Annotated in this window: 25 protein-coding genes and 1 tRNA gene; 13 read left to right on the top strand and 13 right to left on the bottom strand. The window is 69.9% G+C overall.

The annotated features are described in order from the left end of the window. Nucleotides 1–37 precede the first annotated feature (37 nt). A complete protein-coding gene (locus tag ACZ4EG_RS00640; RefSeq protein ID WP_453557257.1) occupies nucleotides 38–1,291 on the bottom strand; it encodes a PTS transporter subunit EIIC in 1,254 nt (417 codons plus the stop codon). 111 nt (nucleotides 1,292–1,402) lie between these two features. After that, nucleotides 1,403–2,701, bottom strand: coding sequence for a PTS transporter subunit EIIC (locus tag ACZ4EG_RS00645; protein ID WP_453557259.1), 1,299 nt, complete (start codon nucleotides 2,699–2,701; stop codon nucleotides 1,403–1,405). A 186-nt stretch (nucleotides 2,702–2,887) separates the two neighbouring features. Between ACZ4EG_RS00645 and ACZ4EG_RS00650 the strand changes: the two genes are divergently transcribed. The 4 genes from ACZ4EG_RS00650 to rdgB all read left to right on the top strand — a co-directional run bounded on the left by ACZ4EG_RS00650 (nucleotide 2,888) and on the right by rdgB (nucleotide 5,195). Next, complete coding sequence (locus tag ACZ4EG_RS00650) at nucleotides 2,888–3,121, top strand: PTS sugar transporter subunit IIB (protein ID WP_067243776.1); 234 nt, start codon at nucleotides 2,888–2,890, stop codon at nucleotides 3,119–3,121. Between the two features lie 78 nt (nucleotides 3,122–3,199). Then, the gene (gene rph, locus ACZ4EG_RS00655) at nucleotides 3,200–3,958 is read left to right on the top strand and encodes a ribonuclease PH (RefSeq protein ID WP_453557262.1); all 759 of its coding nucleotides are present in this window, start codon (nucleotides 3,200–3,202) and stop codon (nucleotides 3,956–3,958) included. Nucleotides 3,959–4,103: 145 nt separating this feature from the next. Continuing rightward, nucleotides 4,104–4,511, top strand: coding sequence for a hypothetical protein (locus ACZ4EG_RS00660; RefSeq protein ID WP_467789032.1), 408 nt, complete (start codon nucleotides 4,104–4,106; stop codon nucleotides 4,509–4,511). Nucleotides 4,512–4,589: 78 nt separating this feature from the next. Next, entirely contained in the window at nucleotides 4,590–5,195 is a 606-nt protein-coding gene (gene rdgB, locus ACZ4EG_RS00665; RefSeq protein WP_390706837.1) for an RdgB/HAM1 family non-canonical purine NTP pyrophosphatase, read from the top strand. 5 nt (nucleotides 5,196–5,200) lie between these two features. Here the strand turns inward: rdgB and ACZ4EG_RS00670 are convergent. Together ACZ4EG_RS00670 and bcp are read right to left on the bottom strand one after the other, a co-directional pair. Next, a tRNA-Leu gene (locus tag ACZ4EG_RS00670) sits at nucleotides 5,201–5,287 on the bottom strand. Between the two features lie 39 nt (nucleotides 5,288–5,326). Next, entirely contained in the window at nucleotides 5,327–5,794 is a 468-nt protein-coding gene (gene bcp, locus ACZ4EG_RS00675; RefSeq protein WP_467789033.1) for a thioredoxin-dependent thiol peroxidase, read from the bottom strand. Nucleotides 5,795–5,886: 92 nt separating this feature from the next. Here bcp and ACZ4EG_RS00680 point away from each other — a divergent pair, with 92 nt between their 5' ends. The 3 genes from ACZ4EG_RS00680 (at nucleotide 5,887) to ACZ4EG_RS00690 (ending at nucleotide 7,132) form a co-directional block, all read left to right on the top strand. Further along, nucleotides 5,887–6,216: a DUF3618 domain-containing protein gene (locus ACZ4EG_RS00680; protein WP_263209192.1), complete on the top strand. Its 330-nt coding sequence runs from the start codon at nucleotides 5,887–5,889 to the stop codon at nucleotides 6,214–6,216. Nucleotides 6,217–6,314: 98 nt separating this feature from the next. After that, entirely contained in the window at nucleotides 6,315–6,617 is a 303-nt protein-coding gene (locus tag ACZ4EG_RS00685) for a GroES family chaperonin (RefSeq protein ID WP_467789452.1), read from the top strand. Nucleotides 6,618–6,811: 194 nt separating this feature from the next. Beyond that, nucleotides 6,812–7,132, top strand: a complete 321-nt coding sequence (locus ACZ4EG_RS00690; RefSeq protein WP_453557268.1) for a DMT family transporter — start codon at nucleotides 6,812–6,814, stop codon at nucleotides 7,130–7,132. Nucleotides 7,133–7,136: 4 nt separating this feature from the next. On the opposite strand, the gene ACZ4EG_RS00695 is transcribed toward ACZ4EG_RS00690, so the two are convergent. Beyond that, nucleotides 7,137–9,395: a transglycosylase domain-containing protein gene (locus ACZ4EG_RS00695; protein ID WP_467789453.1), complete on the bottom strand. Its 2,259-nt coding sequence runs from the start codon at nucleotides 9,393–9,395 to the stop codon at nucleotides 7,137–7,139. Between the two features lie 1,152 nt (nucleotides 9,396–10,547). On the opposite strand from ACZ4EG_RS00695, the gene ACZ4EG_RS00700 reads away from it, so the two are divergent. The 4 genes from ACZ4EG_RS00700 to ACZ4EG_RS00715 are packed head-to-tail and all read left to right on the top strand — an operon-like array spanning nucleotide 10,548 to nucleotide 14,035. After that, entirely contained in the window at nucleotides 10,548–11,348 is an 801-nt protein-coding gene (locus tag ACZ4EG_RS00700; RefSeq protein ID WP_467789034.1) for an ABC transporter permease, read from the top strand. Between the two features lie 22 nt (nucleotides 11,349–11,370). After that, nucleotides 11,371–12,162: an ABC transporter permease gene (locus ACZ4EG_RS00705; RefSeq protein WP_467789454.1), complete on the top strand. Its 792-nt coding sequence runs from the start codon at nucleotides 11,371–11,373 to the stop codon at nucleotides 12,160–12,162. A gap of 7 nt (nucleotides 12,163–12,169) precedes the next feature. Continuing rightward, nucleotides 12,170–13,159 (top strand): ABC transporter ATP-binding protein, encoded by a 990-nt coding sequence (locus ACZ4EG_RS00710; protein ID WP_453557272.1) that lies wholly within the window; start codon nucleotides 12,170–12,172, stop codon nucleotides 13,157–13,159. A 33-nt stretch (nucleotides 13,160–13,192) separates the two neighbouring features. Next, nucleotides 13,193–14,035, top strand: coding sequence for a DUF1707 SHOCT-like domain-containing protein (locus ACZ4EG_RS00715; RefSeq protein WP_467789035.1), 843 nt, complete (start codon nucleotides 13,193–13,195; stop codon nucleotides 14,033–14,035). Between the two features lie 69 nt (nucleotides 14,036–14,104). On the opposite strand, the gene ACZ4EG_RS00720 is transcribed toward ACZ4EG_RS00715, so the two are convergent. After that, the gene (locus tag ACZ4EG_RS00720) at nucleotides 14,105–15,442 is read right to left on the bottom strand and encodes an SGNH/GDSL hydrolase family protein (protein WP_467789036.1); all 1,338 of its coding nucleotides are present in this window, start codon (nucleotides 15,440–15,442) and stop codon (nucleotides 14,105–14,107) included. A gap of 266 nt (nucleotides 15,443–15,708) precedes the next feature. Between ACZ4EG_RS00720 and ACZ4EG_RS00725 the strand changes: the two genes are divergently transcribed. Beyond that, nucleotides 15,709–16,971 carry a DUF445 domain-containing protein gene (locus ACZ4EG_RS00725; RefSeq protein ID WP_467789037.1) on the top strand — a complete coding sequence of 421 codons (1,263 nt, stop codon included), beginning with the start codon at nucleotides 15,709–15,711 and terminating at the stop codon, nucleotides 16,969–16,971. 222 nt (nucleotides 16,972–17,193) lie between these two features. Here ACZ4EG_RS00725 and ACZ4EG_RS00730 read toward each other — a convergent pair whose 3' ends face one another. Together ACZ4EG_RS00730 and ACZ4EG_RS00735 are read right to left on the bottom strand one after the other, a co-directional pair. Beyond that, on the bottom strand, nucleotides 17,194–18,666 hold the full coding sequence (locus ACZ4EG_RS00730; protein WP_467789038.1) for an alginate lyase family protein: 1,473 nt from the start codon (nucleotides 18,664–18,666) through the stop codon (nucleotides 17,194–17,196). Nucleotides 18,667–18,706: 40 nt separating this feature from the next. Then, a complete protein-coding gene (locus ACZ4EG_RS00735; RefSeq protein ID WP_467789039.1) occupies nucleotides 18,707–19,156 on the bottom strand; it encodes a hypothetical protein in 450 nt (149 codons plus the stop codon). A 154-nt stretch (nucleotides 19,157–19,310) separates the two neighbouring features. Here ACZ4EG_RS00735 and ACZ4EG_RS00740 point away from each other — a divergent pair, with 154 nt between their 5' ends. Then, on the top strand, nucleotides 19,311–20,285 hold the full coding sequence (locus tag ACZ4EG_RS00740; protein ID WP_467789040.1) for a GlxA family transcriptional regulator: 975 nt from the start codon (nucleotides 19,311–19,313) through the stop codon (nucleotides 20,283–20,285). Between the two features lie 23 nt (nucleotides 20,286–20,308). Here ACZ4EG_RS00740 and ACZ4EG_RS00745 read toward each other — a convergent pair whose 3' ends face one another. From ACZ4EG_RS00745 to ACZ4EG_RS00765, 5 genes are all read right to left on the bottom strand, one after another. Next, on the bottom strand, nucleotides 20,309–20,611 hold the full coding sequence (locus ACZ4EG_RS00745; RefSeq protein WP_467789041.1) for a hypothetical protein: 303 nt from the start codon (nucleotides 20,609–20,611) through the stop codon (nucleotides 20,309–20,311). A gap of 37 nt (nucleotides 20,612–20,648) precedes the next feature. Beyond that, the gene (locus tag ACZ4EG_RS00750; protein ID WP_467789042.1) at nucleotides 20,649–21,671 is read right to left on the bottom strand and encodes a sigma-70 family RNA polymerase sigma factor; all 1,023 of its coding nucleotides are present in this window, start codon (nucleotides 21,669–21,671) and stop codon (nucleotides 20,649–20,651) included. Between the two features lie 11 nt (nucleotides 21,672–21,682). Beyond that, the gene (locus tag ACZ4EG_RS00755; RefSeq protein WP_467789043.1) at nucleotides 21,683–22,426 is read right to left on the bottom strand and encodes an SDR family oxidoreductase; all 744 of its coding nucleotides are present in this window, start codon (nucleotides 22,424–22,426) and stop codon (nucleotides 21,683–21,685) included. Nucleotides 22,427–22,568: 142 nt separating this feature from the next. Next, nucleotides 22,569–22,892 (bottom strand): antibiotic biosynthesis monooxygenase, encoded by a 324-nt coding sequence (locus ACZ4EG_RS00760; RefSeq protein WP_467789044.1) that lies wholly within the window; start codon nucleotides 22,890–22,892, stop codon nucleotides 22,569–22,571. A gap of 85 nt (nucleotides 22,893–22,977) precedes the next feature. Then, nucleotides 22,978–24,858, bottom strand: a complete 1,881-nt coding sequence (locus ACZ4EG_RS00765; RefSeq protein WP_467789045.1) for a dynamin family protein — start codon at nucleotides 24,856–24,858, stop codon at nucleotides 22,978–22,980. Nucleotides 24,859–25,396: the final 538 nt, after the last annotated feature.

A 25,396-nucleotide genomic window follows, 5' to 3' on the forward strand; every position in this document is an offset into this window, starting at 1 on the left:
GCTCGGTTCCGGGGCCTTCGTCATGTCGTACGGGGACTCACGCCTTCGTGAGGTCCTCGAGCTCCTCCTCGGGCTCGCGGCCCGGGGTGGGGAGGTTCCACTTGGTGATGGCGAAGCGGAAGACCGAGTAGTAGAGGGCGGCGAAGACCAGGCCGATCGGGATGATCATCCACGGCTTGGTGGCCATGCCCCAGTTGAGGAAGTAGTCGATCGCGCCGGCCGAGAAGCTGAAGCCGTGATGCACGCCCAGGGACCAGGTGACCGCCATCGAGAGGGCGGTGAGCAGCGCGTGGATGACGTAGAGCACCGGGGCGATGAACATGAACGCGAACTCGATCGGCTCGGTGATGCCGGTGACGAACGAGGTCAGCGCGAGCGAGAGCATCATGCCGCCGACGGCCTTGCGGCGCTCGGGGCGGGCGCAGTGGGTGATCGCCAGCGCGGCGGCCGGCAGGGCGAACATCATGATCGGGAAGAAGCCCGTCATGAACTGGCCTGCGGTCGGGTCGCCGTGGAAGAAGCGCGGGAGGTCACCGTGCCAGACGGTGCCGGAGGAGTCCTTGAAGGAGCCGATCTCCTGCCAGGCAACCGTGTTGACGAACTGGTGCATGCCGACCGGCAGCAGCGCACGGTTGATGGCGCCGAAGATGCCCGCGCCGACGGCGCCGAGGCCGGTCATCCACTGGCCGAAGTCGGTGATGACGTTGCCGATGGGCTCCCAGACCAGACCGAAGACCACACCGACGCCGGTGCCGATGAAGGCCATCAGGATCGGGACCAGTCGGCGGCCGTTGAAGAAGCCCAGCCAGTCGGGGAGCTTGGTGCGGTGGAAGCGCTGCCAGGTGACCGCGGCTATCAGGCCCATCACGATGCCGCCGAGCACCTTGGGGTCGTTGTACGTGGCGGCGACGTCCGCGCCCTTGGTGATCTTCGCTTCGGTGATCGGGAACGCGGTCAGCACGTTCTTGTAGACCAGGAAGCCGACCAGCGCCGCCAGCGCCGTGGAGCCGTCGGCCTTCTTCGCGAAGCCGATGGCGATGCCCACGCAGAACAGCAGGGGCAGGTTGCTGAAGACGGCGTCGCCGGCGGTGGCGAACACCGCCGCGACCTTGTTCCAGCCGAGGCCGTCCTTGCCGAACACATCGGGCTGGCCCAGCCGAAGCAGAATGCCCGCCGCCGGAAGCACGGCGATCGGAAGCTGCAGACTGCGGCCGACCTTCTGCAGGCCCTGGAACAGACCTGATCCCCGCTTCTTTGCGGGAGCCGCCGAGGACGCGGTGGCGGTGCTCATGGTTCCTCCATCGGGTGGTGGTCTACACCACTCAGTGGTGTAGACCTGTTGTAGCACGATGAAGGTGAGATAAGGAACCCGCGATTCCCGTGATGGAGGAAGTGCGTTCGGTTACGCCTTGGTGGTGTCCTCCACCTGCTCCTCCGGCTCCCGTCCCGGTGTCTTCAGGTCGAACGTCGTGATGGCGAAGCGGAAGACGACGTAGTACACCGCGGCGAAGCACAGGCCGATCGGGATGATCGCCCACGGCTTGGTGGCCAGGTTCCAGTTGATGACGTAGTCGATGAGGCCCGCGGAGAAGCTGAAGCCGTCGTGCACCCCGAGCCCCCAGGTCACCGCCATCGAGGCACCGGTGAGCAGCGCGTGCACCACATACAGAAGGGGGGCCACGAAGAGGAACGAGTACTCGAGGGGCTCGGTGATCCCGGTGACGAACGAGGTCAGCGCCACCGAGAGCATCAGCCCGCCGATCTCCTTGCGCCGATGCGGCTTGGCGCAGTGGGTGATCGCCAGCGCGGCGGCCGGCAGCGCGAACATCATGATGGGGAAGAAGCCCGAGGTGAACTGACCCGCGTTCGGGTCTCCCGCCAGGAACATGTTGATGTCGCCGTGCACGACCGTCCCGTCGGGCTTGGTGTAGCTGCCGAACTGGAACCAGATGGGCACGTTGAGGAACTGGTGCAGGCCCACGACCAGCAGCGCTCGGTTCGCCACACCGAAGACCCCCGCACCCCACGCGCCCAAGTCGCTCAGCCAGTTGCTGAAGCTCTCCAGCGCGCCGCCGATCGGCGGCCAGACCCACAGGCACAGCGCCGCGAACACGATGGCGGCGAACGCCATGATGATCGGCACCAGCCGGCGCCCGTTGAAGAAGCCCAGCCAGTCCACCAGCCGGGTGCGGTGGTAGCGGGCCCAGAAGAACGCTGCCATCAGACCCAGGACGATGCCGCCGAAGACCCCCGGGTTCTGGAAGGTGAAGGTCGACACCGTCCCGTCGGACACCTGGCAGCCGATGGAGACCGGTTTCGAGCCCTCCGGGCAGGGCTCGGGGAACTGGTGCAGCACCCCGTAGTAGACGAGAAAGCCCGCCACCGCCGCCAACGCGGTCGAGCCGTCCGCCTTCTTCGCCATCCCGATGGCGACACCGACGCAGAACAGCAGCGGAAGACCGAGCGAGCCGTCGAGCAGTGCGCCGCCCGCGCCCATCATCACCTTCGAGACGGCGGTCCAGCCCAGGCCGTCCTTGCCGAACACATCGGGCTGGCCGAGCCGGTTGAGGATGCCGGCGGCCGGCAGCACCGCGATGGGGAGCTGGAGACTGCGGCCCATCTTCTGCAGGCCCTGGAACAGGGTGTTCCAGCGGGCGCGGCCGGGGCTGACCGTGCCTTCGGCGCTGCTGTCGGCGCTCATGCGCGTCCTCCGGGCCGCTCGGCGAAGAGGCGGGTTTGGCGACCGTCCCCGGGGTGGTGTAGACCAGTTGGCGGACGGTTCCGCTGTCGTGAACGCCATCATTCGGGACGTACGACATGACCGCTCGCAAAGATGGGCCAACTGTGGGTTACTGCGACAAAGCGGTTCGGATCAGGGAGAAGGATCATGGCCACCAAGGCTGAGAAGATCGTCGCCGGGCTCGGCGGCATCGACAACATCGAGGAGATCGAGGGCTGCATCACCCGCCTGCGGACCGAGGTCTCCGACCCCTCGCTGGTCGACGACGCCGCCCTGAAGGCCGCCGGCGCCCACGGCGTCGTCAAGATGGGCACGGCCATCCAGGTCGTCATCGGCACCGACGCCGACCCGATCGCCGCGGAGATCGAAGACATGATGTGAGCCGCGCCGCTCACCTCGAAGGGGCTCTTTCCGATGGGGGGAGGGGCCCCTTCCTCCTGTGCGGCTAGGCTCGTCGCCATGTCTCGAATCGACGGCCGCACCCCCGATCAGCTCCGCCCGGTCACCATCGAACGTGGCTGGAGCAAGCACGCCGAGGGCTCCGTCCTCGTCTCCTTCGGCGACACCAAGGTCTTCTGCACAGCCTCGGTCACCGAAGGCGTCCCCCGCTGGCGCAAGGGCAGCGGCGAGGGCTGGGTCACCGCGGAGTACGCCATGCTGCCCCGCGCCACCAACACCCGCGGCGACCGCGAGTCCGTCAAGGGCCGGATCGGCGGCCGTACGCATGAGATCTCCCGCCTCATCGGCCGCTCCCTGCGGGCGGTCATCGACTACAAGGCGCTCGGCGAGAACACCATCGTCCTGGACTGCGACGTCCTCCAGGCCGACGGCGGCACGCGTACGGCGGCCATCACCGGCGCCTATGTGGCACTGGCCGACGCGGTCACCTGGGCCCAGGGCAAGAAGCTGATCAAGGCCGGCCGCCAGCCGCTGACCGGCACGGTCTCCGCGGTCTCGGTCGGCATCGTCGGCGGGGTCCCCCTCCTCGACCTCTGCTACGACGAGGACGTGAAGGCCGAGACCGACATGAACGTCGTCTGCACCGGCGACGGACGCTTCGTCGAGGTCCAGGGCACCGCCGAGGCCGAGCCCTTCGCCCGCGAGGAGCTCGACGCCCTGCTCGACCTGGCCGTGACCGGCTGCACGGAGCTCTCCCTCCTCCAGCGCGCGGCACTGGAAGCGACCCTGGAGACGAAGCAGACCCTGGGGAAGAAGTAGAAGCAGCCCCTGGAGAAGAAGTAAAGGGAGCCTCAAAAGACGAGGCGGCGGACGGCAACCCGGTCGGCCTCCCCGGCGTCCCTATGGGTACGGGCGCACGGCACACCGCCGTGCGCTCGGCCGACGAGGGAGAGGGACCAACACCATGGGCGCGAGCCGACACCGACGTCGAGGCCGTATCACCGCCATCGCCGCCACCGTGGCCGCCGTAGCGCTCACCGCGGGCCTCACCACCGGCTGCGACGCCGTCAACAAGGCCCTGGACTGCGTCCAGACCGCCGACTCCATCGCGGACAGCGTGACCGACCTCCAGCAGGCGGTGGAGAACGCGGCCAACGATCCGGCGCAGGCCGACGAGTCCCTCAACTCGATCCAGAAGAACCTCGACAAGATCGGCGACAAGACGGACAACGCCGATGTCAACAAGGCGGTCGACGACCTCCGCAAGGCGGTCGACAACGTACGTCAGGCGATCAAGAACGGCGACGAGACCCCGGACATCGGCCCGGTCACGGACGCGGCGGGCGAACTGACCAAGGTCTGCACCCCGTAGCACCACACACCCGCACGCCGTGGCACCAGAGGTCTGCACCCCGCAGGGCAGGTCGTGGGGCCAGGGATACTGAACCCCATGACCCGCCTGATCCTCGCCACCCGCAACGCCGGAAAGATCACCGAGCTCCGCTCGATCCTCGCCGCAGCAGGCCTGCCGCACGAGCTGGTCGGAGCCGACGCGTTCCCCGACATCCCCGATGTCCCGGAAACGGGAGTGACGTTCGCCGAGAACGCCCTCCTCAAGGCCCACGCCCTGGCCCGGGCCACCGGTCTGCCGGCGGTGGCCGACGACTCCGGCCTCTGCGTGGACGTCCTGGGCGGCGCCCCCGGCATCTTCTCCGCCCGCTGGGCCGGCAACCACGGCGACGACAAGGCCAATCTGGACCTCCTGCTGGCCCAGCTCTCGGACATCGCCGACGAACACCGGGGCGCCCACTTCGCCTGCGCCGCGGCTCTCGCACTGCCGGACGGGACGGAGCGGGTGGTCGAGGGCCGGTTGACCGGGACCCTGCGGCACACTCCGAGCGGCACCAATGGCTTCGGATACGACCCGATCCTCCAGCCGGAGGGGGAGTCGCGGACGTGCGCCGAGCTGAGCCCCGAGGAGAAGAACGCGATCAGCCACCGGGGCAAGGCGTTCCGCGCCCTGGTGCCCGTCGTAAGGGAGTTGCTCGGTCGGTAAGGAGCTGGTGCGGCCGGAGGGACTCGAACCCTCACGGGAGTTACCCCACTGGGACCTAAACCCAGCGTGACTGCCAATTCCACCACGGCCGCCCGGTGCTGCCCGGCCATGCTAGCGGCCGGGCAGCGCGGTCAGATGCCCAGATCCTTGATGATCTTCGCCACGTGGCCCGTCGCCTTCACGTTGTACAGGGCGTGTTCGACCTTGCCCTCCTCGTCGACGACGACCGTGGAGCGGATGACTCCGACGACCGTCTTGCCGTACAGCTTCTTCTCGCCGAAGGCGCCGTAGGACTCCAGGACCTGCTTGTCGGGGTCGGCGAGGAGGGTCACCTTCAGGGACTCCTTCTCGCGGAACTTGGCCAGCTTCTCCGGCTTGTCGGGGGAGATGCCGATCACGTCGTAGCCCGCGCCCGCCAGGACCTCGAGGTTGTCCGTGAAGTCGCAGGCCTGCTTGGTGCAGCCGGGAGTGAGGGCCGCGGGGTAGAAGTACACGATGACCTTGCGGCCCTTGTGGTCGGCCAGGGACACCTCGTTGCCGTCGGCGTCGGGCAGGGTGAAGTCGGGGGCCACGTCCCCGGGCTGGAGTCGCTCGCTCATCGGACCAGAGTAACGGGGGGTCCTGACAGTGCGGCGGCGTGTGAAGCTGACAGACTGTCCAGAACAGCATCGAAGACTTCGGAGGCCGTACGGTGGCGGAGACGTCGGACACCAGAACCCCGGCGCAGATCGAGGCGGACATCAAGCGCCGTCGCGAGGTGCTGGCGGAGACGCTGGACGAGATCGGGGTGCGGGTGCACCCGAAGACGATCGTGGGCGACGCCAAGGCGAAGGTCGTCGCGAACGTCGACCACACCCTCGGCCGCGCCTACGTCCAGGTCAACCGCGTGGTGAGCGAGGTGCGGGCGCAGTTCGTGGACGAGGAGGGCGCGCCCCGGGTCGAGCGCATCGTGCCGGTCGCGCTCCTTGCCGTCGGGGTCGTGGGGCTGCTCGCGTTCGGCACCCGGCGCCGCAAGAGCTGACCCGGTCGCGCACGCAGGCGTAAAAGGCAGGTAGGTTCGAAGGCGTGAGCGCCAACAGAAATGTCCCCAGCACCCACCACGACAAGCTGCCCATCCGCATGCTGCACGACCGCGTGCTCGTGCGGCAGGACACCAGTGAGGGCGAGCGGCGGTCGGGCGGCGGCATCCTGATCCCCGCCACGGCGGCGGTCGGGCGGCGGCTGGCCTGGGCCGAGGTGGTAGCGGTCGGGCAGAACGTACGGACGGTGGAGCCGGGCGACCGCGTCCTGTACGACCCGGAGGACCGGGCCGAGGTCGAGGTGCGCGGCACCGCGTACGTGCTCATGCGGGAACGCGATCTGCATGCCGTGGCGGCGGACCGGTTCGAGGGGTCGGAGGACTCCATGGGTCTGTATCTCTGAGGGACCTGCGCCGCTGACGGGCCTGAGCCTCTGAATCAACGGCGAAGAGGGCTGGTGACCATGGTCACCAGCCCTCTTCTCGTTCCCTTGTTATCGTCGAAAGGAAGCCCGACGAGACGCGCCGTACCGGGATGGATGTACGCAAAGACGACGCACCCCCTGTCCGTCAGCACGTACGCCCCGGAGGTGCCCCCGTGGCCTGGGTCCTGCTCGTCGTCGCCGGTCTGCTGGAGGTCGGCTGGTCGGTCGGAATGAAGTACACCGACGGCTTCACCCGGCCCGTCCCCAGCGTCCTCACCGGCGCCGGCATCGTCGCCAGCATGCTGCTGCTGTCCCACGCCGCCCGGTCCCTGCCCATCGGTACCGCCTACGGCGTGTGGGTGGGCATCGGGGCGGCCGGTGCGGCGGTGCTCGGCATGGTGGTGCTGGGGGAGCCGGCGACCGCCGCCCGGATCTTCTTCGTGTGTCTGCTGCTGGTCGCCGTGGTGGGGCTGAAGGCGACCTCCGGTCACTGACCGGTCACTGCCTCCTCGTCGCGGCTTGCGGGCCCGCAACGGTGCCGCCCGTGGTGCCTCCCGGGGTTCCGCCGGTCGTGCCCGCGTCCGTGCCGCCGGTGGTTCCGCCAGTGGTGGTGCCGCCGTCGGCCGTGCCTCCGGTCGTGCCGCCGGTGGTCGTCCCGCCGTCGGCCGTGCCTCCCGTCGTGTCGCCGCCGGTCGTGGTGGTGCCGCCGGTGGCCGTGCCGTCCGTGGGGGTCGCCGTCGCGCCGCCGTTGTCCTGGCCCTGCGTCTGCCCCTGGTCCTGGCCGCCGTCGGTCGTGCCGCCGTTGTCCTGGCTGCCGGTGGTGCCGGGCTGGGTGGGCGCCTGCGAGCTCGGGGCCTGGACCTCGGCGCCCTGCTGCAGTTGGAGGTCGAACTCGGTGGCGGGCTTCCCCTCCAGCGCGGTCTTCGTGTACTGGGCCCAGATGTCGGTGGGCGCCCCGCCGCCGTTGATGCGCGGCAGCCCCATCACGCCGTACAGCGACCTGTGGGCGGCCGTCACCGGGTCCTGGCCCATCACGGAGACGACCGTGGCCAGATCGGGCGTGTAGCCCGCGAACCAGGCCGCCGTGTCCTCCTCCGCGGTGCCGGTCTTGCCCGCCGCGGGGCGGCCGGCGTTCTGCGCGGCGGTCGCGGTGCCCGTCTGGACCACGCTCTGCAGGATCGACGTCGTGGTGTCGGCGGCCTCACGGCTGACACCCTGCCCGGTCTCCTGCCCGGGCAGCTCGACCTCGTCCTTGCCGTCCTTGGTGATCTTCCCGATCATCGTGTACGTGCCGTGCTTGCCGTGGTTGGCGAGCGTGGCGTACGCCTCCGCCATGTCCAGCACGCTCGCGGTGGCGGTGCCCAGGGCGATGGACGGGTAGGGGTTCAGGTCCTTGGTGTCGGACGGGATGCCGAGGTCGACCGCGGTCTTCTTGACCTTGGCGGGGCCCACGTCGACGGCCATCTGCGCGTACACCGAGTTGACCGAGAGGTTGGTGGCCTGCCGCACCGTGATCTGCCCGTACGACTTGGAGTCCTCGTTCTCGGGGGCGTACGCGCCACCGCTCCAGCCCTGGACGGGCCGCTGGTTGGTGCCGTCGTAGTACGTGTTCGGCGAGATCGGCTGGCCGTCCTGGGTCGTGGAGGCGTTCTGCACCGCCGAGGTGAACACGAAGGGCTTGAACGTGGAGCCGACCTGGAAGTCGCCCCGGGTCGCGCCGTTCGTGTACTGCTTCACGTAGTCGACGCCGCCGTACATCGCGACGACCTTGCCGGTCTTCGGGTCGACGGAGGCGCCGCCCGCGCGGACGTAGTTGTCGACCTTGCGGTTCTTCTTGTCCAGCTTGTCCATCAGCTGGTCGTTGACCGCCTTGACGAAGGCGTTCTGCTTGTCCTTCTGCAGGGTCGTGGTGATGCGGTAGCCGCCGCCCTCCAGGGCGTCCGCGTCGATGATCTTGTTCGCGGTGAGGTAGTGCTTGATCGCGTCCACGATGTAGCCGCGCTGGCCCGACAGGCCGGTGGAGACGGTCTGCTCCTTCGGCATCGGGAACTTCATGCCGGCCCGCTCGGACTTGCCGAGCCAGCCCTTGGTGACCATGCCGTCCAGGACGTAGTTCCAGCGGGCCACGGCCGCGGACTTGTTCTCCGGGTGCGCGACGACGTCGTACTCGCTGGGCGCGTTGACGAGCGCGGCGAGGTAGGCGGCGCGGGCCGGGTCCAGGTCGGTGGCGTCCACGCCGTAGTAGGCCTGGGCCGCCGCCTGGATGCCGTAGGCGTTGCGGCCGAAGTAGCTGGTGTTGAGGTAGCCCTCGAGGATGTCGTCCTTCGACTTGTTGCGGTCCAGCTTGATCGAGATGAAGAACTCCTTGGCCTTACGGGTGACCGTCTGTTCCTGGGCCAGGTAGTAGTTCTTCACGTACTGCTGGGTGATCGTCGAGCCGGACTGCTTGCCCTTGCCGGTCGCGGTGTTCCAGGCCGCGCGGATCATCGCCTTGGGGTCGATGGCCGACTCGGTGTAGAAGTCGCGGTCCTCGGCGGCCAGTACGGCGTGCTGGGCGTCCTTGGAGATCTGCGCGAGGGTGACGTTCTCCCGGTTGATCTCGCCGTCACGGGCCAGCTGGGAGCCGTCCGCGTACAGGTAGACGTTGCTCTGCTTGGTGGCGAGCGCGTTGGCGGGCGGGATCTTCACCATCGAATAGCCGAGGAAGAACAGCCCGATGATCAGCAGCACACCGATGAGGAAGGTACCGAGCACCATCCGCCAGGTGGGAATGATCCGCCGCCACCCGGTCCGCTTGGGCCGCTTGGGCTTCTTGCCCTTGCCGGGGGCCTCCGGGGCCACCGGGGCCACCGGGCCGGCGGGGGCGGTGGCGCTCCGCGCATTCGCCGCGCCTGCCGCGGTCGCGGGGTTGGCGGTGGTCCGTGCGCCTGCCGCGGTCACGGGGGTGGCGCCGGACCGTGCGTTGACGGCGCCTGCCGCACCGCGCGCCGCGCTGCCTGCCACGCCGCCTGCCACGCCGGCTGCGCGCGCTGCGCCTGCCTCGCCCACGATGCCCGAGCCGGCCGCGCCGGCTGCGCCCGCGCCGCGCGCCGCGTTGCCGGCGTTGCCCGCGGTACCGGGGGCCTTGCCGGTCGGCGGGGTGTCCTTGATCGGCGTGAGCCGGGTGGTTTCGTCCGTCAGCGGCGGCTTGGCTGTCGGGGCGCTTTCCTTGATCCGCGCGAGCTGGGTGGTGTCGGCGGCGCCGGGGCTTGTCGCGCCAGCTGTGCCTGCCGCTCCAGCGCCGTGTGCCGCGCCTGCCGCGCCCGGGCCGCGCGGTGCGCCTGCCGAGCCCGAGCCGCTCGCCGGGCCCGCAGCACCTGCCGAGCCCGCAGCACCTGCCGCGCCGGCTGCGCGCGCTGCGTTGCCGGCGTTGCCCGCAGCCCCGGGGGCCTTGGCGGACGGCGGGTCGTCCTTGATCGGCGTCAGCCGGGTCGTCTCGTCCGTCAGTGGGGGCTGGGCTGTCGGGGCGTTCTCCTTGATCCTTGCGAGGCGGCTGGTGTCGACGTTGCCCGGCCCGGAGGGCTCCGCGGCCCGTGCCTTCGGGACCGTACCGGCCTCCTCGGCCGGCTTGCCCCCCTGCTCGGCGGGCTCTTCGGCCGCCGTCGGCTGCGTCGTCGCACCGCCTTCGTTCGGCTGTTGCGGCTGCGGCTGCGGCTCGTCGCTCATGTCGTGCACGGACTCCTGTTATCGCCTCGTACGTTGCCGTACGCCCTCATACGCCATCTGCGCCCCCGGATGAAGACTCTCGCACCAAGCGTTCCGTTCCCGGATTCCGGCACGCGTCCGGGACAGAAAATGCGTGGCACGCCGCGTCGGTCCCGGACTAGGCTCCTGCGCTTCGGTGTCGTGCGGTCGGGGAGGTTGACTGGCGTGGGCGCGGGACGGTTGTACGGGGCCGTCGCTGCGGGGGGTTTCAGACGGTACGCGACGTATCGGGCGGCCACTGCGGCAGGGGTGTTCACCAACACCGTCTTCGGCCTGATCCTCGTCTACACCTATCTCGCCCTGTGGGACGAGAAACCGCACCTGGGAGGCTATGACCAGGCGCAGGCGATCACCTACGTGTGGTTGGGTCAGGCGCTGCTGTCGACGCTGGCGATCGGGGGTGGTGGCGTCGAGGACGAGCTCATGGAACGCATTCGTACGGGTGACATCGCGATCGACCTGTACCGCCCCGCCGACCTGCAACTGTGGTGGCTGTCCGCAGACTTGGGCAGGGCTCTGTTCCAACTCATGGGCCGGGGAGCGATCCCCTTCGTCTTCGGCGCGCTGTTCTTCCCGGTGGCGCTGCCCTCGGACGCGGGAACCTGGGCCGCCTTCCTCGTCGCCGTCCTGCTGGCGATGCTGGTCGGCTTCGGGATCCGCTTCCTGGTGGGGCTGAGCGCGTTCTGGCTGCTGGACGGCACCGGGGTGGCGCAGGCGGCGTGGATCACGGGCTTCTTCTGCTCCGGGATGGTGCTGCCGCTGAACGTCTTCCCGGGCGCGATCGGCGAGGTCGTACGGACCCTGCCCTGGTCCTCGCTGCTGCAGGCCCCGGCCGACGTACTGCTCGGGCAGGCCGATCCCTGGGGCGTCTTCCTCTTCCAGGCGGCCTGGGCGGCGGCGCTGCTCGCGCTGGGGCGGCTCGTGCAGTCGATGGCGACGCGGCGGGTGGTGGTGCAGGGTGGCTGAAATCAACCGGGTCGCCGACGGGATGCGCGCCTACCGGATGATCGCCGCGATGTGGATCCGCTCCACGATGGCGTACCGGACGTCCTTCGTGATGACGACGGTCGCCAACTTCACCGCGACCGCCCTCGACTTCGTGGCGATCCTGCTGATGTTCTCCCGCGTGGACGCGCTCGGCGGCTACTCGCTGCCCGAGGTCGCCTTCCTGTACGGGCTGTCCAGTACGGCCTTCGGGCTGGCCGATCTGGTGATCGGCTCGATGGAACGGCTGGGGCGCCGGGTGCGCGACGGCACCTTCGACACCCTCCTGGTCCGTCCGGCGCCGGTGCTGGCGCAGCTGGCCGCCGACCGGTTCGCGCTGCGCCGCCTGGGCCGGGTGACGCAGGGCTCCCTGGTGCTCGGCTACGCGCTGACGGCCGTGGACATCGAGTGGACCCCGCTGAAGCTGCTGCTGATGCCGGTGATGGTGATCAGCGGCGCCGCGATCTTCAGCGCGGTGTTCGTGGCCGGCGCGGCCTTCCAGTTCGCGGCGCAGGACGCCTCCGAGGTGCAGAACGCGTTCACCTACGGCGGCACCACGCTGCTGCAGTACCCGCCCACCGTCTTCGCGAAGGACCTGGTGCGCGGGGTGACCTTCGTGCTGCCGCTGGCCTTCGTCAACTGGCTGCCCGCGACCTACGTCCTGGGGCTGCCGTATCCGCTGCACCTGCCGCGGTGGACGGCCTTCGCGCCGCCGCTCGTGGCGGTGGGGTGCTGCGCGCTGGCGGGAGCGGCATGGCGGGCGGGGCTTCGGTCGTATCGGAGTACGGGGAGCTGAGGGAACCATGGACAGTGACTTCACCGAGGACTCGATCGTGAACTTCATCGAACTCGACCGCGTCGAGAAAGTCTTCGAGGTGCGGAAGAAGGCCGGCTTCCTCAAGCGGGAGCGCCGGGAGGTGCGGGCGGTCGACTCGATCTCCTTCACCGTGGCGCGCGGCGAGATGGTCGGCTACATCGGCCCCAACGGCGCGGGCAAGTCGACGACGATCAAGATGCTCACGGGCATCCTGACCCCGAGCGGCGGCCGCCTGCGCGTGGCCGGCATCGACCCCTCCCGTGAACGCGCCCGCCTGGCGCACCGTATCGGCGTGGTGTTCGGGCAGCGGACCACGCTGTGGTGGGACCTGCCGCTGATCGACTCCTACCGGCTGGTGCACCGCATGTACCGGATCCCGGACCGGCGTTACCGCGAGAACCTGGACCGCTGTGTCGAACTCCTCGAACTCGCCGACCTGTTGGACGTCCCCGTCCGCCAGCTCTCCCTCGGCCAGCGCATGCGCGGCGACATCGCGGCGGCGCTGCTGCACGACCCCGAGGTGCTCTACCTCGACGAGCCGACGATCGGCCTGGACGTCATCTCCAAGGCCAAGGTCCGCGGCTTCCTGCGGGAGTTGAACGCCGAGCGCGACACCACGGTGCTGCTGACCACGCACGACCTCCAGGACATCGAGCAGCTCTGCTCCCGGGTGATGGTCATCGACCACGGCCGGCTGATGTACGACGGCCCGCTCGCCGGGCTGCACGAGGTGGGGGCGAGCGAGCGGACGCTGGTGGTGGACCTGGAGCGGGAGCTGCCGCCCGTCGAGGTGCCGCCGGCCCGCGTGGTGAAGGTGGAGGGCCCGCGGCAGTGGCTGGCCTTCCCGGCGTCCGAGTCGGCGGCGCCGCTGGTGGCGCGGGTGGCGGCGGAGTATCCGCTGGTGGACCTGTCGGTGCGGGAGCCCGACATCGAGGCGGTGATCGCGAAGATGTACGCCGACAAGGCCACCGCATAGTGCCCGGCGCGGGGAACTCGTAGGCTGCTCTCCATGACCGACGATGCCCCGGAACTGCGTGCCTCCGACGCCGATCGTGAACGAGTCGCCGAGGTCCTGCGGGACGCCCTCGCGGAAGGGCGGCTCGACATGGAGGAGTTCGAGGAGCGGCTGGAGGCGACGTACAAGGCGCGGACCTACCGCGAGCTGGCGCCCATCACCCGGGACCTGCCGGGTCCGGACGTGGCGGCCCCTCCCGTGGTGTCCCTGCGCAAGGACCCCGTGGAGAGCGGGAGTTGGGCGGGCCGGATCACCGGCGGCGAGGGCTCGACCGCCTGGGCGGTCGCGATCATGTCCGGCTTCCAGCGCAAGGGCCGCTGGACCATGCCGAAGCGGCTCAACTGCTTCGCCTTCTGGGGCGGCGGCGAGATCGATCTGCGGGAGGCGGACTTCGCGGACCGCGAGGTGGAGATCAACTGCGTTGCGATCATGGGCGGGATGCAGGTCATCGTGCCGCCCGGGGTCGAGGTCGTCGTGCGGGGCATCGGCATCATGGGCGGCTTCGACCACCGCGAGGAGGGCGTGGGGGGCGAGCCGGGCGCCCCGCGGGTGATCGTGAGCGGCTTCGCCTTCTGGGGCGGGGTCGGGGTGGAGCGCAAGGTGACGCGGGCCGAGCGGCAGCGGCTGAAGGAGGAGCGCCGCCAGGAGAAGCTGGACCGCAAGACGGCGCGCAAGGAACTGGAGAACTCCTTCCGGGACGACATCCAGGATGCCCACCGCAGGATGTTCGATGGTCACCGTGACCTGCTGCGGGAGCGCCATGAAGAGCGCCGCGAGCGGCACGAGGAGCGCCGTGAGCGCCAGCGGGAGCGGCGGCGCAGGCGCGGGGACTGGTGAGAGGCGGGCGCGGGGACCACCGAGGCGCCGCAGGCGCGAAGGGACTGCTGAGCGGGGCCGCCGTACCGGCTACAGCTCCGCCTGCCCCGCACCCTTCAGCTCCCGCAGGTCGAAGACCTCCGCCATCTTCCGGAAGCCCTCGTCGCTGGGGTGGAGATGGTCGCCCGAGTCGTAGTCGGGGCGGAGCCTGCGCGGGTTGTACGGGTCACGCAGGGCGTGGTCGAAGTCGACCACCGCGTCGTAGACCTGCCCGGCCCGGATCCGGGCGTTGACCTGCTGCCGTACCGCCTCCCGGGCCGGCGAGTACCCGCGGTGGCCCTGGAAGGGCATCAGGGTGGCACCGACGACCTTGAGGCCGCGGGCGTGGGCCTGGCGGACGAGGGTGCGCAGGCCGTCGGTGATCCGGTCGGGGTCGGCGAGGCGCGGGTTCCTGAGGATGTCGTTGACGCCCAGCTCGATGACGACGACCTTGACGTTCGTACGGGAGAGCACGTCCCGGCCGAAGCGGCCGAGCCCGCTCTGGTTGTCGGCGGGCCGCCCGAGTCCGTTCGCGAGCACCTGGTTGCCGCTGATGCCCTGGTTGACGACGCTGTAGCGGGGCAGGTCCCGGCGGCCGTCGGCGAGCGCCGTGCGCAGCCGCTCCGAAAGGACGTCCGTCCAGCGGTGGTTGGCGCCCTCGGTGGAGGTGATCCCGTCGGTGATCGAGTCGCCGAGCACGACGACCGTGCCGTCGGACTCGTTGCTCAGCACGTCGAGGGCGGTCAGATAGCGCCAGTACGGCGTCTGTTCGGTGTACGGGGCGGCGGCCGGGTCCTCCGTGTGGTCGCCCTGCGCGACGTACGACACCTGCCGCGCGTGCGGGTGGTAGGTGACCGGTCCCGACGGGACGGGGGAGTACGTGGTGACCAGCACGTCCGTCTCGCGCGGTATCGCCATGCGCACCGCGTCGCTCAGCACCTGCCCGCCCGCCGGTATGACCACGTCGGGGCTGCCGCCGAAGGTGAGCCGGCGCATCGTCTGTGCCGCGGCCGCCGCGGTGTCGTCGCCGGCCGCGACCGCGATCGAGGCGTGGCTGACGGTCAGCGGCGCCTGGCCGTAGAGATTGGACAGCGTGATCCGGGCACTCGTACCCCCGGCGCTCGCGTGCACGACGTTGCGCACCGAACGCCCCGCCAGTCCGTCGGTCTCGGTGCCCGGCTCGGCGCCGGCCGGGGAGGTGGACCAGGAGCCGACCCAGGTGCCGGTGGAGGCGGGAGCGGCCGAGGCGTCGTGGTGCGGGCGGCCCGCGCCGGCGCCGGCGGGCGGGACGCCGTCGTCGGCCGCGACCGTGACGAAGATGGCGGCGCACAGGGCCACGACCAGCGCTAGCACGGCACTGAGCAGGGCATAGCCATGACGCCTGGTCATGCTGGTGTTGTTCTCCTCGGGCACTGGGAGCCCGGGGCTCCGATCTGTTGTGTCCATGATGCGACATGGGTCCGGGAGAACTGACAGGACCCTGTCCAAACCCCCTTTCTGACAGACGCCGGGAACTCCTGTTCCGTTCCAGGAGTCGGTCAGGAAGGGACAATGTGTGAGGGATCACCGAACGGGTGGAGCAGATGGAACGTACGGAAACGACGGAAACGGAAGTGGCAACGGCACCACGCACCAGCGCCCCGTCCTACAAATCCATGAGCGCCTTCACCCCCGCCGACGAGGAGCGGCAGCGCGGGGTACGGCGCATGAAACTCACGGCGACCGGGATGCTGCTGTTCGTGGCGGTGGTGTACGCCCTCGCCAAATGGGCTTCCGGCCGGGGCGCCGGCCCCTGGGCGGACTACGTGGCCGCGGCCGCCGAGGCCGGCATGGTCGGCGCCCTGGCGGACTGGTTCGCGGTCACCGCGCTCTTCCGCCACCCCCTCGGCGTGCCCATTCCGCACACCGCGATCATCCCCAACAAGAAGGATCAGCTGGGCGTCTCCCTGGGCGAATTCGTCGGCGAGAACTTCCTCTCCGAGGACGTCGTACGGCAGCGGCTGCGCGCCGTCGGCATCGGCAGCCGCCTGGGCGCCTGGCTGGCGGAACCGGAGCACGCCGACCGGGTGACGGCCGAGCTGGCCACGGCCCTGCGCGGCGCTCTCACGGTCATGCGCGACTCCGACGTCCAGGCGGTGGTCGGCGAGGCGATCACCCGCCGCGCCGACGCCCAGGAGATCGCGCCCGGCATAGGGAAGATGCTGGAGAAGGTCGTCGCCGACGGCGGCCACAAACGGTTCGTCGATCTCGTCGTCACCCGGGCCCACGACTGGCTCGTCCTGCACGACGACCAGGTCATGGACGCCGTCCAGGGCGGCGCCCCCGGCTGGACCCCGCGCTTCGTCGACAAGAAGGTCGGCGAACGCGTCTACAAGGAGCTGCTCCGCTTCTGCGCCGAGATGCGCGACATGCCCTCCCACCCCGCCCGCGGCGCCCTCGACCGCTTCCTCACCGACTTCGCCTTCGACCTCCAGTCCGACACCGACACCCGCGCGCGCGTCGAGCGGCTCAAGGGCGAGGTGCTGGGCCGCGGCGAGGTCCAGGACCTGATCGCGTCCGCCTGGACGGCCGTACGATCCATGATCGTCTCCGCGGCCGAGGACGAGCGCAGCGAGCTGCGCCTACGAGTCCGCGCCTCCCTCCTGTCCCTGGGCGCCCGGATGGCCACCGAACCCAAGGTTCATGACAAGGTCGACAGCTGGGTCGAGGGCGCAGCGGTACACGTCGTGAAGACCTACCGCAAGGAGATCACCTCCCTGATCACCGACACGGTGGCGAGCTGGGACGCCGAACACACCACCCGCAAGATCGAGGCCCACATCGGCCGCGACCTCCAGTTCATCCGAATCAACGGCACGGTGGTCGGCTCACTGGCGGGCCTGCTGATCTACACGATCTCGCGGGGCCTAGGGGCATAGGGCTCCCAGCTGCGGTGACCAACGCCGCCGAACTGCGGCGGCCTGGACCGCCCGACTGCGGGCAGTCGTGCCTCCCCCAAGCTCTTCGAGCAGGGGGACCCCCAGGCGGCACGGGTGGGCGATGGGGGTCCCCCTGCTCGAGCGAAGCCGAGAGCTTGGGGGAGGCACCCCGACAGCGCCGGGCTGCGCGACCCACCCCCGCCCGGCACCAGCACAGGGCACCTACTCAGCCGAGCGCCCACCCCGCCCCCGCCGCCGCAGCAGAAGCAGCCCTCCAGCAACGGCGGTGACCCCCGCCGCGGCGGTCCAGCCCAAGCCGCCCCCGGACCCGGTGGCGGCAAGGTCACGTCCACCACCGCTTCCGGCCGCGGCAGCCGACGGAGTACCCCCCGACTGCGCCCGAGCACCACCCCCCGAGCCACCCCCCGAAGCCTCCCCCGCCGCCACCGCCCCCCGATCCCGCGAGAACGCCAACGTCCCAAAGCCAAGCTGGTCGTACCCCCCGCTGTTGGGCCCATAGTCCCCACCCCCACCCTCGGGCGAAGCCTTGGCCGCGATCCGGGTGACATACGACGCGGACACCCCTCGCCGCTTCGCGTAATGGTTGGCGATCATGGCCCAGATGGGCCGAGTCATCGCCGGATCCACACCCGCCGCCGCACCGGCGCTCTCAGTCCCCGACCACCCATGCAGGGCCCCCTTCTTCCGCGTGTTGGGCGTATACGGCACATCGCCACCAAGACTCCACTTGGCCACGTACTGCGCCCCCTTGAGGAACCGGCTGTCGTCATAGCCGTACAGATCGATCCCCTGATTCCAGGCCATCTCGCACACGGTGCCCATCAGCCCAACACCCAGCAGCGCATGCCCCTGGTCACGCCCGGCCTCCACCCACTCGGCGAGCCCGTCGTCGTACACGACCGGAATCGCGTTGCGGACGGACCCCATCCCCGCACCGTGTTTGAAGTACTCCACCGCCCGCTCCACCTTGGCGTGGTCGTCGCAGAAGATGCCGACGGCCAGTACGCAGGCGAGGGCGGTGAGGTCCCAGTTGGGCCAGTAGTTGGTGACGACGGCGTCGTTGTGCCGGGCGAGGAAGGACTCACTGAGCGGATGGAAGACGTCGAGCAGCACCTTCTTCGCCGCGCCGAGGTCGAAGTCCGGGTGGTCGCGGACGAGTTCGGCGGCGTTGGCGAACTGGTAGCCGTACAGTCCCGCCGCGAGGAACCGGTCCGCGGACCCGCCGATCGAAGTCAGCTTCGCCGACCAGGCGTTGAGGATCGCAACGGCGGTGTCGGCATGCGCGCTGTCGCCGCTGACGTGGTGGCGGAGGGCGTTCTGGTAGGCAGCGTGGATGTCGTTGTAGAGGATCGCGTAGTTCTGCGGGCTGCCCGCTCCCCGGTACACCGTCGCCTGCGGATTGGCCCGCCGGCCGCTCTGCGCATGCCGGTTGGCGGTCAGCTTGGCGAAGCCCGCCGTGTAGGGCGCGGCTCCCGCCTTCACCTTGGCGGCCATGCGGTCCAGATCGGTACGGGTGTGCAGCAGGCCGGGGTGTGCGAAGGCGCTCCCGGCGTTCGCGGCCGCGGCAGGGGTGGCGGTCACACTGGCCGCACCGGCCGTGACACCCATGGCGGCTGCCCCGGCTCCCGTGGCCTTCAGCATGCTCCGGCGGCTGATCTCTCGAGTCACGTGCATGCCGGGGAGACGGGCCGGGGCGGGAGCCGATAACGGAAACTCAGGCGCCCGTGGTCGACCCCGGCCGCACGATCATCAGGATCGTGACCGTGGCCCACAGCAGGTTGAACAGCCCCGTGAACATCGCGAGCCGTACGGTCGCCCCCCGCGTGCCGCCGCCCTCGACGAGCGCGCTCTGCCGGGGCAGCACCAGCGCCACCAGCACGAGCGCGGCGAGGGCGGTCAGCGCGATCGACACGATCAGCCAGGCATCGCCGAGCACACCCATATTGCTCGCGGTGGCGAACCCGAAGACGGGAACGACGACGCCGACGACGCCGTACACCTGGCATATCCGGTGCAGCAGCCCGACGGTCTCCGCCGCCCGGGGATCGTCCGGGGACTCCAGGGCACGGCGGGCGGCGGGCGGGAACATGCCGGCCGCGACGGTGACGGGTCCGACGGCGACGATGGCTGCGAGCACGTGCACGGCGAGGAGGAACTTGGTCACGGGGTGACGCTAGGCGGCACGTGGATCTTGCAGAAGTGGCAGTACTGCCAGGGGCCAACGGATTCTCGCCACCCTGACGGTCCCGGACCAAGGCAGAGGCCGTCCTGAGGCCGTCCCACTTGGCGACAATCCGTCGTAGGGCTAACTTCTTGCCATGCACACCGTGGCCGTACTGGCGCTGGACCAGGTCATCCCGTTCGACCTCACCGCCGCGATCGACGCCTTCGGCTGGGCCCGGCTGCCGGACGGCCGGCCCGCCTACCGGGTGCGGGTGTGCTCGCCCGCGGAGGAGGTGAGCGCGGCGGCCGGGGCGTTCACGGTGCGGGCGCCGTACGGGCTGGAGGAGCTGGCCGAGGCCGACACGATCATCCTGCCCGGGGTCGCCGACCCCACGGTCCCGCTGCCGCCGGAGGTCGCGCAGGCGGTGCGCGCCGCGGCGGCGAACGGCACGCGCATCGCCTCGATCTGCGTGGGCGCGTTCGTCTTCGCGGCGACGGGCCTGCTGGACGGACTGCGCGCGACGACGCACTGGGCCGCGGCCCGGGACCTGGCCGCGATGCACCCGGAGGTGACCGTCGACCCGAACGTCCTGTACGTCGACAACGGTCAGTTCCTCACCTCGGCGGGCGCGGCCGCCGCGATGGACATGTGTCTGCACATGATCCGTACGGACCATGGCTCGGCGGTCGCCGCGCACGCCGCCCGCATGTGCGTCATGCCCCTCGAACGGGAGGGCGGGCAGGCCCAGTTCATCGTCCACGACCAGCCCCCGGCCCCGGCCGGCGCGACCCTGGAGCCGCTGCTGGGCTGGCTGGAGGACAACTGCGACCGGGACTTCACCCTGGACGAGATCGCCGCTCGGGCGGGCATGAGCACCCGTACCCTCAACCGCCGCTTCCGAGAACAGACCGGCACGACGCCCTTGCAGTGGCTGCACCGGGCGCGGGTGCGGCGTGCGCAGTACCTGCTGGAGAGCACCGCGCACCCCGTCGAACGCATCGCCGCCCAGGCGGGCTTCGGCTCCCCGACGGCCTTCCGGGAACGGTTCCGACGGGTGGTGGGAACGAGCCCGCAGGCGTACCGACGGGCGTTCAAGCGGACGGAGGGCGAGCCGCTACCGACCGCCTGAGCCCCTGTTGTCACGCCTTGCTGTCAGGCCCGTCGGTCGGCGACGGCCCAGGAGGCCAGGGCGACGGCGCTCGCGACGCCGAGGACGGACGGCCAGGCGCCGACCTTCTTGGCCAGCGGGTGCGACCCGGCGAAGGCGGCGACATAGGCGGCGCTCAGCGCCCCCGCGGCCTTCGCACCGGCCTGCGCCCGCCACTGCTGAGCGGCGGCCGCCCCGGCGACGGCCAGTACGACCCCGCCCAGCGGCCGCTTCTTGGTCCAGCGGGCGACACCGTACCCACCGACGAGCCCGCCCGCGGCAATCACCGAGCTGGCAACCTTAGCCATGCCTGCCTCCTTCTGTCCTTGTTCCGGTGCCCCGAGGCTAACGCCGACGCGGGGCCGCACCGTCCACGGGCGCGGACGGACCGGACCGGGCAAAGACGCGCACCAGACTTGGATCGTTGAAGGCCGTGATACGAGCGATCCGCCCCCCGATCAGGGTCAGAACCTGGACACCGTAAGCCTCGTACAGACCGCCACCCACATGCTTGTGGACGACGAGGGCGGGCTGCCCGTTGGCCTGGGTGGGCACCATCCGCCACCGGCCCGCGCGCAGGACCCGACCGCTCAGGAAGCCGATGACGGCCTGCCGCCCGGTGAACCAGGTAGGGATCGGCGGCATCTCCATCTCGACGTCGGCCCGCAACAGCTCCACCAGCGCGTCGGCGTCGGCGCGGGTGAACGCATCGACATAACGGTCGAGCAGCTCCCGTAGCGCCCCCTCATCAGGCTCGCCCAAGTCATCCTCGACCGGCCCGGCCTCGGCCAGCCGGGCTCGAGCCCGACGCAGCGCACTGTCAACGGCGGCGGTCGTCGTATCGAGAATCTCGGCGACCTCGACCGTCCGGAAGGCCAGCACGTCGCGCAGGGTCAGCACGGCCCGCTGCCGCGCGCTCAGCAGCTGAAGCGCGGCGATGAAGGCGAGCCGCACTCCGCTCCGCCCGGCCACGACGGCGGCCGGGTCTCCGGCGCCGAACAGCGAGTCGGGCGCCGGCTGGAGCCATGGCACCGAAGGATCACGGTCGGCCACGGCAACCCGGTGATCGTCCGAGGGCGTACCCAGCCCTGACGGGAGTGGCCGCCGGGACCGTGTTTCCAGGGCCGTGAGACAGGCCATGGTCGCGATCTTGTAAAGCCACCGCCGCACCGAGGAGCGCCCCTCGAACCGCCCGTACCCCCGCCAGGCCCGCAGATAGGTCTCCTGCACCACGTCCTCGGCGTCATGAATCGACCCAAGCATCCGGTAGCAGTGCGCGAGCAGCTCGGGCCGATAGGGCTCGGCCAGGGTGGCGAAGTCGGTGTGGGACGGCATCGCGGCCACTCCCCGTGGTGCGGCGAATTCCATTGTCACGCGATTCAGTCGAGCGGGCGCAGCCCGGCACCGCTGACCCGGTACTCCGCAGCGCTGCCGGAGTCCCCGGCGACGTGGATGACGGCCTTGGCAACCTGCTCAGGACTGAGAATCGACTCAAGCCCTTCTACAAAGGTGTCCGGGTCGACCCCCTGCCGGGCGGCATACCCCGCGACCCCGACGGAGCCGAGCCCGGTGGCCGGCGTCAGCTGCGGAAGCAGCGCAACGAACCGAATACCAAGCCCACCTTTCTCCGACTCCTCCGCCGCATACCCCCGCATGTACCGGATGGCCTGCTTGGCACTGGCGTACCCACCACTCAGCGGAGACCCGGCCAGAGCGGCCCCACTCGACATGGCGACGACGACACTCCCCGACGCCAGCGGCTCCAGCAGCGCGGCCCGCATCCAGAGGAACGCATGCCGGGCATCGACGTGCCAGTTCCGACTGAACGTCTCCCAGGTCTGCTCCTGCAGGGGAGCCATGTGCGGGGTGGCCCCGGCATTGAGCACGAGCAGCCCGGGCCGGTACTCACGGATCACGTCCCGCACGAGACCCTCATCGGTGGCATCGCCGACGACGGCCGTGAACCCCTCACCAAGCGCCTCACGTACGGCACCCAGCTCCCCCTCGTCACGGGCGACACCGACGACACGGGTCCCCCCGGCAACGAGGGCGGCGGCAATGGCCCGCCCGAAGCCACGGCTGGCACCGGTGACGACGGCGGTCTCAAAGGTTGTCTCGGACATCGGGCACTCCCAGTGGGTAGCAGCGTGCGTTCCACATCAAGACCAGCCGCCACCGGAAAATCCGTCGCCGAACCCCAAAGAGATTGGGTGCAGCTCTGCTGCAAGGACCAACCCGCTCCGGGTGTCGGTGCGCAGGATCTGCTCAGTGTGACTGCTGGCGGTGGTCGAGTACCTCACAGTGGGCTGACCGCTCTTCGAAGTCCGAGAGCACGGCCTGGGCGGCCGCCGGCACGTGCGCCTTCTCGTAGTCCGCTCCCATGAACGGCTCTACAGAGGCCAGGCCGTCGAACCACATCAGGGTCATGAACTCGACCTCGCCTTCGCGCTCGCGCCGGATCAGGTCGATCGACTGGAACCCCGGGATGCGCCGCTCTTCGATTCCGGGGATGACCTGCGCCCGGACGATGCGCTCGTACGCCTCGGCGCCCGCCCCCGTGGCCCAGCCACGCCACGGACGACAGATCACGGGCGGAGTCCAGGGCGAACTCGCGACGCCCTGTTCGGGATTCGGCCCGGGCCGGGGTCGTCGCGACGCGCATGTCGCCGTCCGGTCAGAGCGCCTCCAAAACCCGGAGGGACTCGACGAGAATGTGCGCTTCGGCGCAAAGCGGTTCGAGCTGGTCGATGAGTTCCTGCCGGACCTGGTTCTCAGGGTTCGTGATGCGCTCTTTGATGCGATCGCGGGACTGTTCGAGCTGCTCCCGGTATTGCGCCAAATTATCCATCAGATGATCGACGACATCGGTTCCCTGAACACCTGTTGCAAGCGTGAACTGCTCCTTGATCGCGGCGACTTCGGCATCCATCGCGCTGATCCACTCGTCCTGGAGAACTTGCAGGGAACTGATCCGGCCCTTCCGGCGCTGGACACCGATGAAGACCAGAGCGGCGACTCCGGCGACAAGGCCGGCGGGCGGGAAGAGCGTGCCGGCCGCGGCCAGACCGTACAGCCAGCCCCCGCTGGCTGCGACGGGTGTGACGATGCCGACCAGCGCCGCTGCCCGCTGCACCACGTCGTGGCGGGTGGTCGAACGCCGGCTTTGCTGGGGAAGCGAGAGGCTGTTCACATCAAGAGTGAAGTCCGGAAGCCGTCCCGCGAGATCCTTGTCGCCGAAGACCTGGTCCACCGCTTGGACCAGGTCCTTCTTGAAGCCCTCGAACTCCTCGGTCCAGAGCGTCGCCGGACCGGCCGGCCCTTCGATCCATGTACGGAGCGCCTGGGCCTTCGACACCTGAATCTGGTTCGCTTTGGTGGGCTTGTTGAGGTCCGTGGCCCTGATGACATCGTCCAGCTCGGCGTGGAGATGGGCGGACAGGCGGGTGAAGGGGCGAACGGTCCGCGCGATGCGGTTGTGGAGTTTGCGCTCAAGGTCCTCGCGCATGCGCGGCAATGCAGTGTCGAGGAGCTCCAGTCGCTGCCGCTCGCTCTTCAGCAACTCTTTGAGCTCGTCGATCTCAAGGCGTTCGTCGCGCAGCCGCACGGCAAGCGCCTGGTGCCGCGGGGTCATGAGGATCCGGGCCTCCGTCGCCACCGCGGCGATGTGCCGGGCGCCGGTCCCGGTACTGATCAGGTCCTCGATCGCCTGGCGCAGTGTCTCCATGCGGCTTTCGGCACGCTGCCGCTGTGCCGCGGCCTCCGCTCCCTCTGCGCCGAGTTTGTCCGCACGTGCTTCCAAAGCGGGGGAGACAGGCAGGAAGCCTTCACCGATGAAGCCGAGATCCGGCTGGCCGTTCGGCAGCGTGAAATTGTCTCGCAGGTAAGTGTTGTTGCGGGCGATCGTCGCCTTCCACTCCGGGATGTTCCGGAGGTCGAGATTGGCTGCCGCGTCGATGGCGGTGACCACCCACACCACCCGTTTCCCCGACAACAGGTAGTGGTCGTACAGGAAGCGGATCAGATCAAGGTCACGTTCCGAGAGGGTGCGGCTGGCATGCGACACGTACATGAAGCAGTCCGCGTCGGCCATCGCGGTCCGGACGATCATGTCGTGGACCGGATTCGGGGAACCATAGCCGGGCAGGTCGTAGAGCTTCGCCGGAAGCTTGGCGCTGGCGAGCATGATCTCGAGTTCGGCCACCTCGCGTCCGCGGTGAGGCCTGAGCCGGTCGGTCACATCCGCATCCTGCATCGCATACGCCGCGACCACAGAGGGGGCCGGGGAGTTCCCCACCTCCTCCCACCTGTCCTCGCCGGAATCCGTGAAACGCACCCGCAGATAGCCAGTGCCCGAGGCGTCGAAGCTGGACTGGTCGTCCACCGGAACCACACTGGCGGGACACGCAGTGGTGGGGACGGGGGATGAAGGCAGGAGGCCCACGAACTTGTCCGCCGTGTGACCGTCGGCGGTCGGTACCTCGACCAGCTCAAGCCCGCCCTGCAGGCCACTGAGAAGGAAGCTCTTGCCGGACGAGAAAGCACCCAGCAGCGCCACGTTGATCAGGGTTGAGGCCGCACGTGTCCTCAGCCGTGTCATCGTGCCCGCGTCGCTGAGGACCTCCTCTGGCCATTCCGACGGAGTCTCAGGAGCGGCTGACGCGGCGCGAAGCCACACCTCGCACCGATCGAGAACGGCGCGCAGCTCGTTGCGTACTTCGTCTACGTCCCTCGGCACAGTCACGGCACAGGTATAGCCCAGGTCGGCGAGGCGGTGTGAGCGATCACGGAATTCCCCAGGTGGAGCGGGGGCGCAGGTGGGTACGTGATGGCGGAATGGGTGCGGCTCTTCTGCCGTGAGCTGCTGATGCCGTGCGCCGTTGCCCTTCGTGGTCGGACGGCGGATCGTCGTGTCCCGGAGTGCGGTCTTGGAGGCAGCGATGGTGTCGTGGCCGGAGGAGCTCGATCGGCGGGAGGCTGCCGCACGGGAGGAGATCGCCGGACTGGGGGACTGCGACCGGAGTCAGCGCCCCCGGCAGGGCCCACACCGCAGCCCACGCGAGGGCCGGCCCACCTGGGCCCCTGCTTTCCCCGCG

The sequence above is a fragment of the Streptomyces sp. NPDC025638 genome (assembly GCF_055558775.1).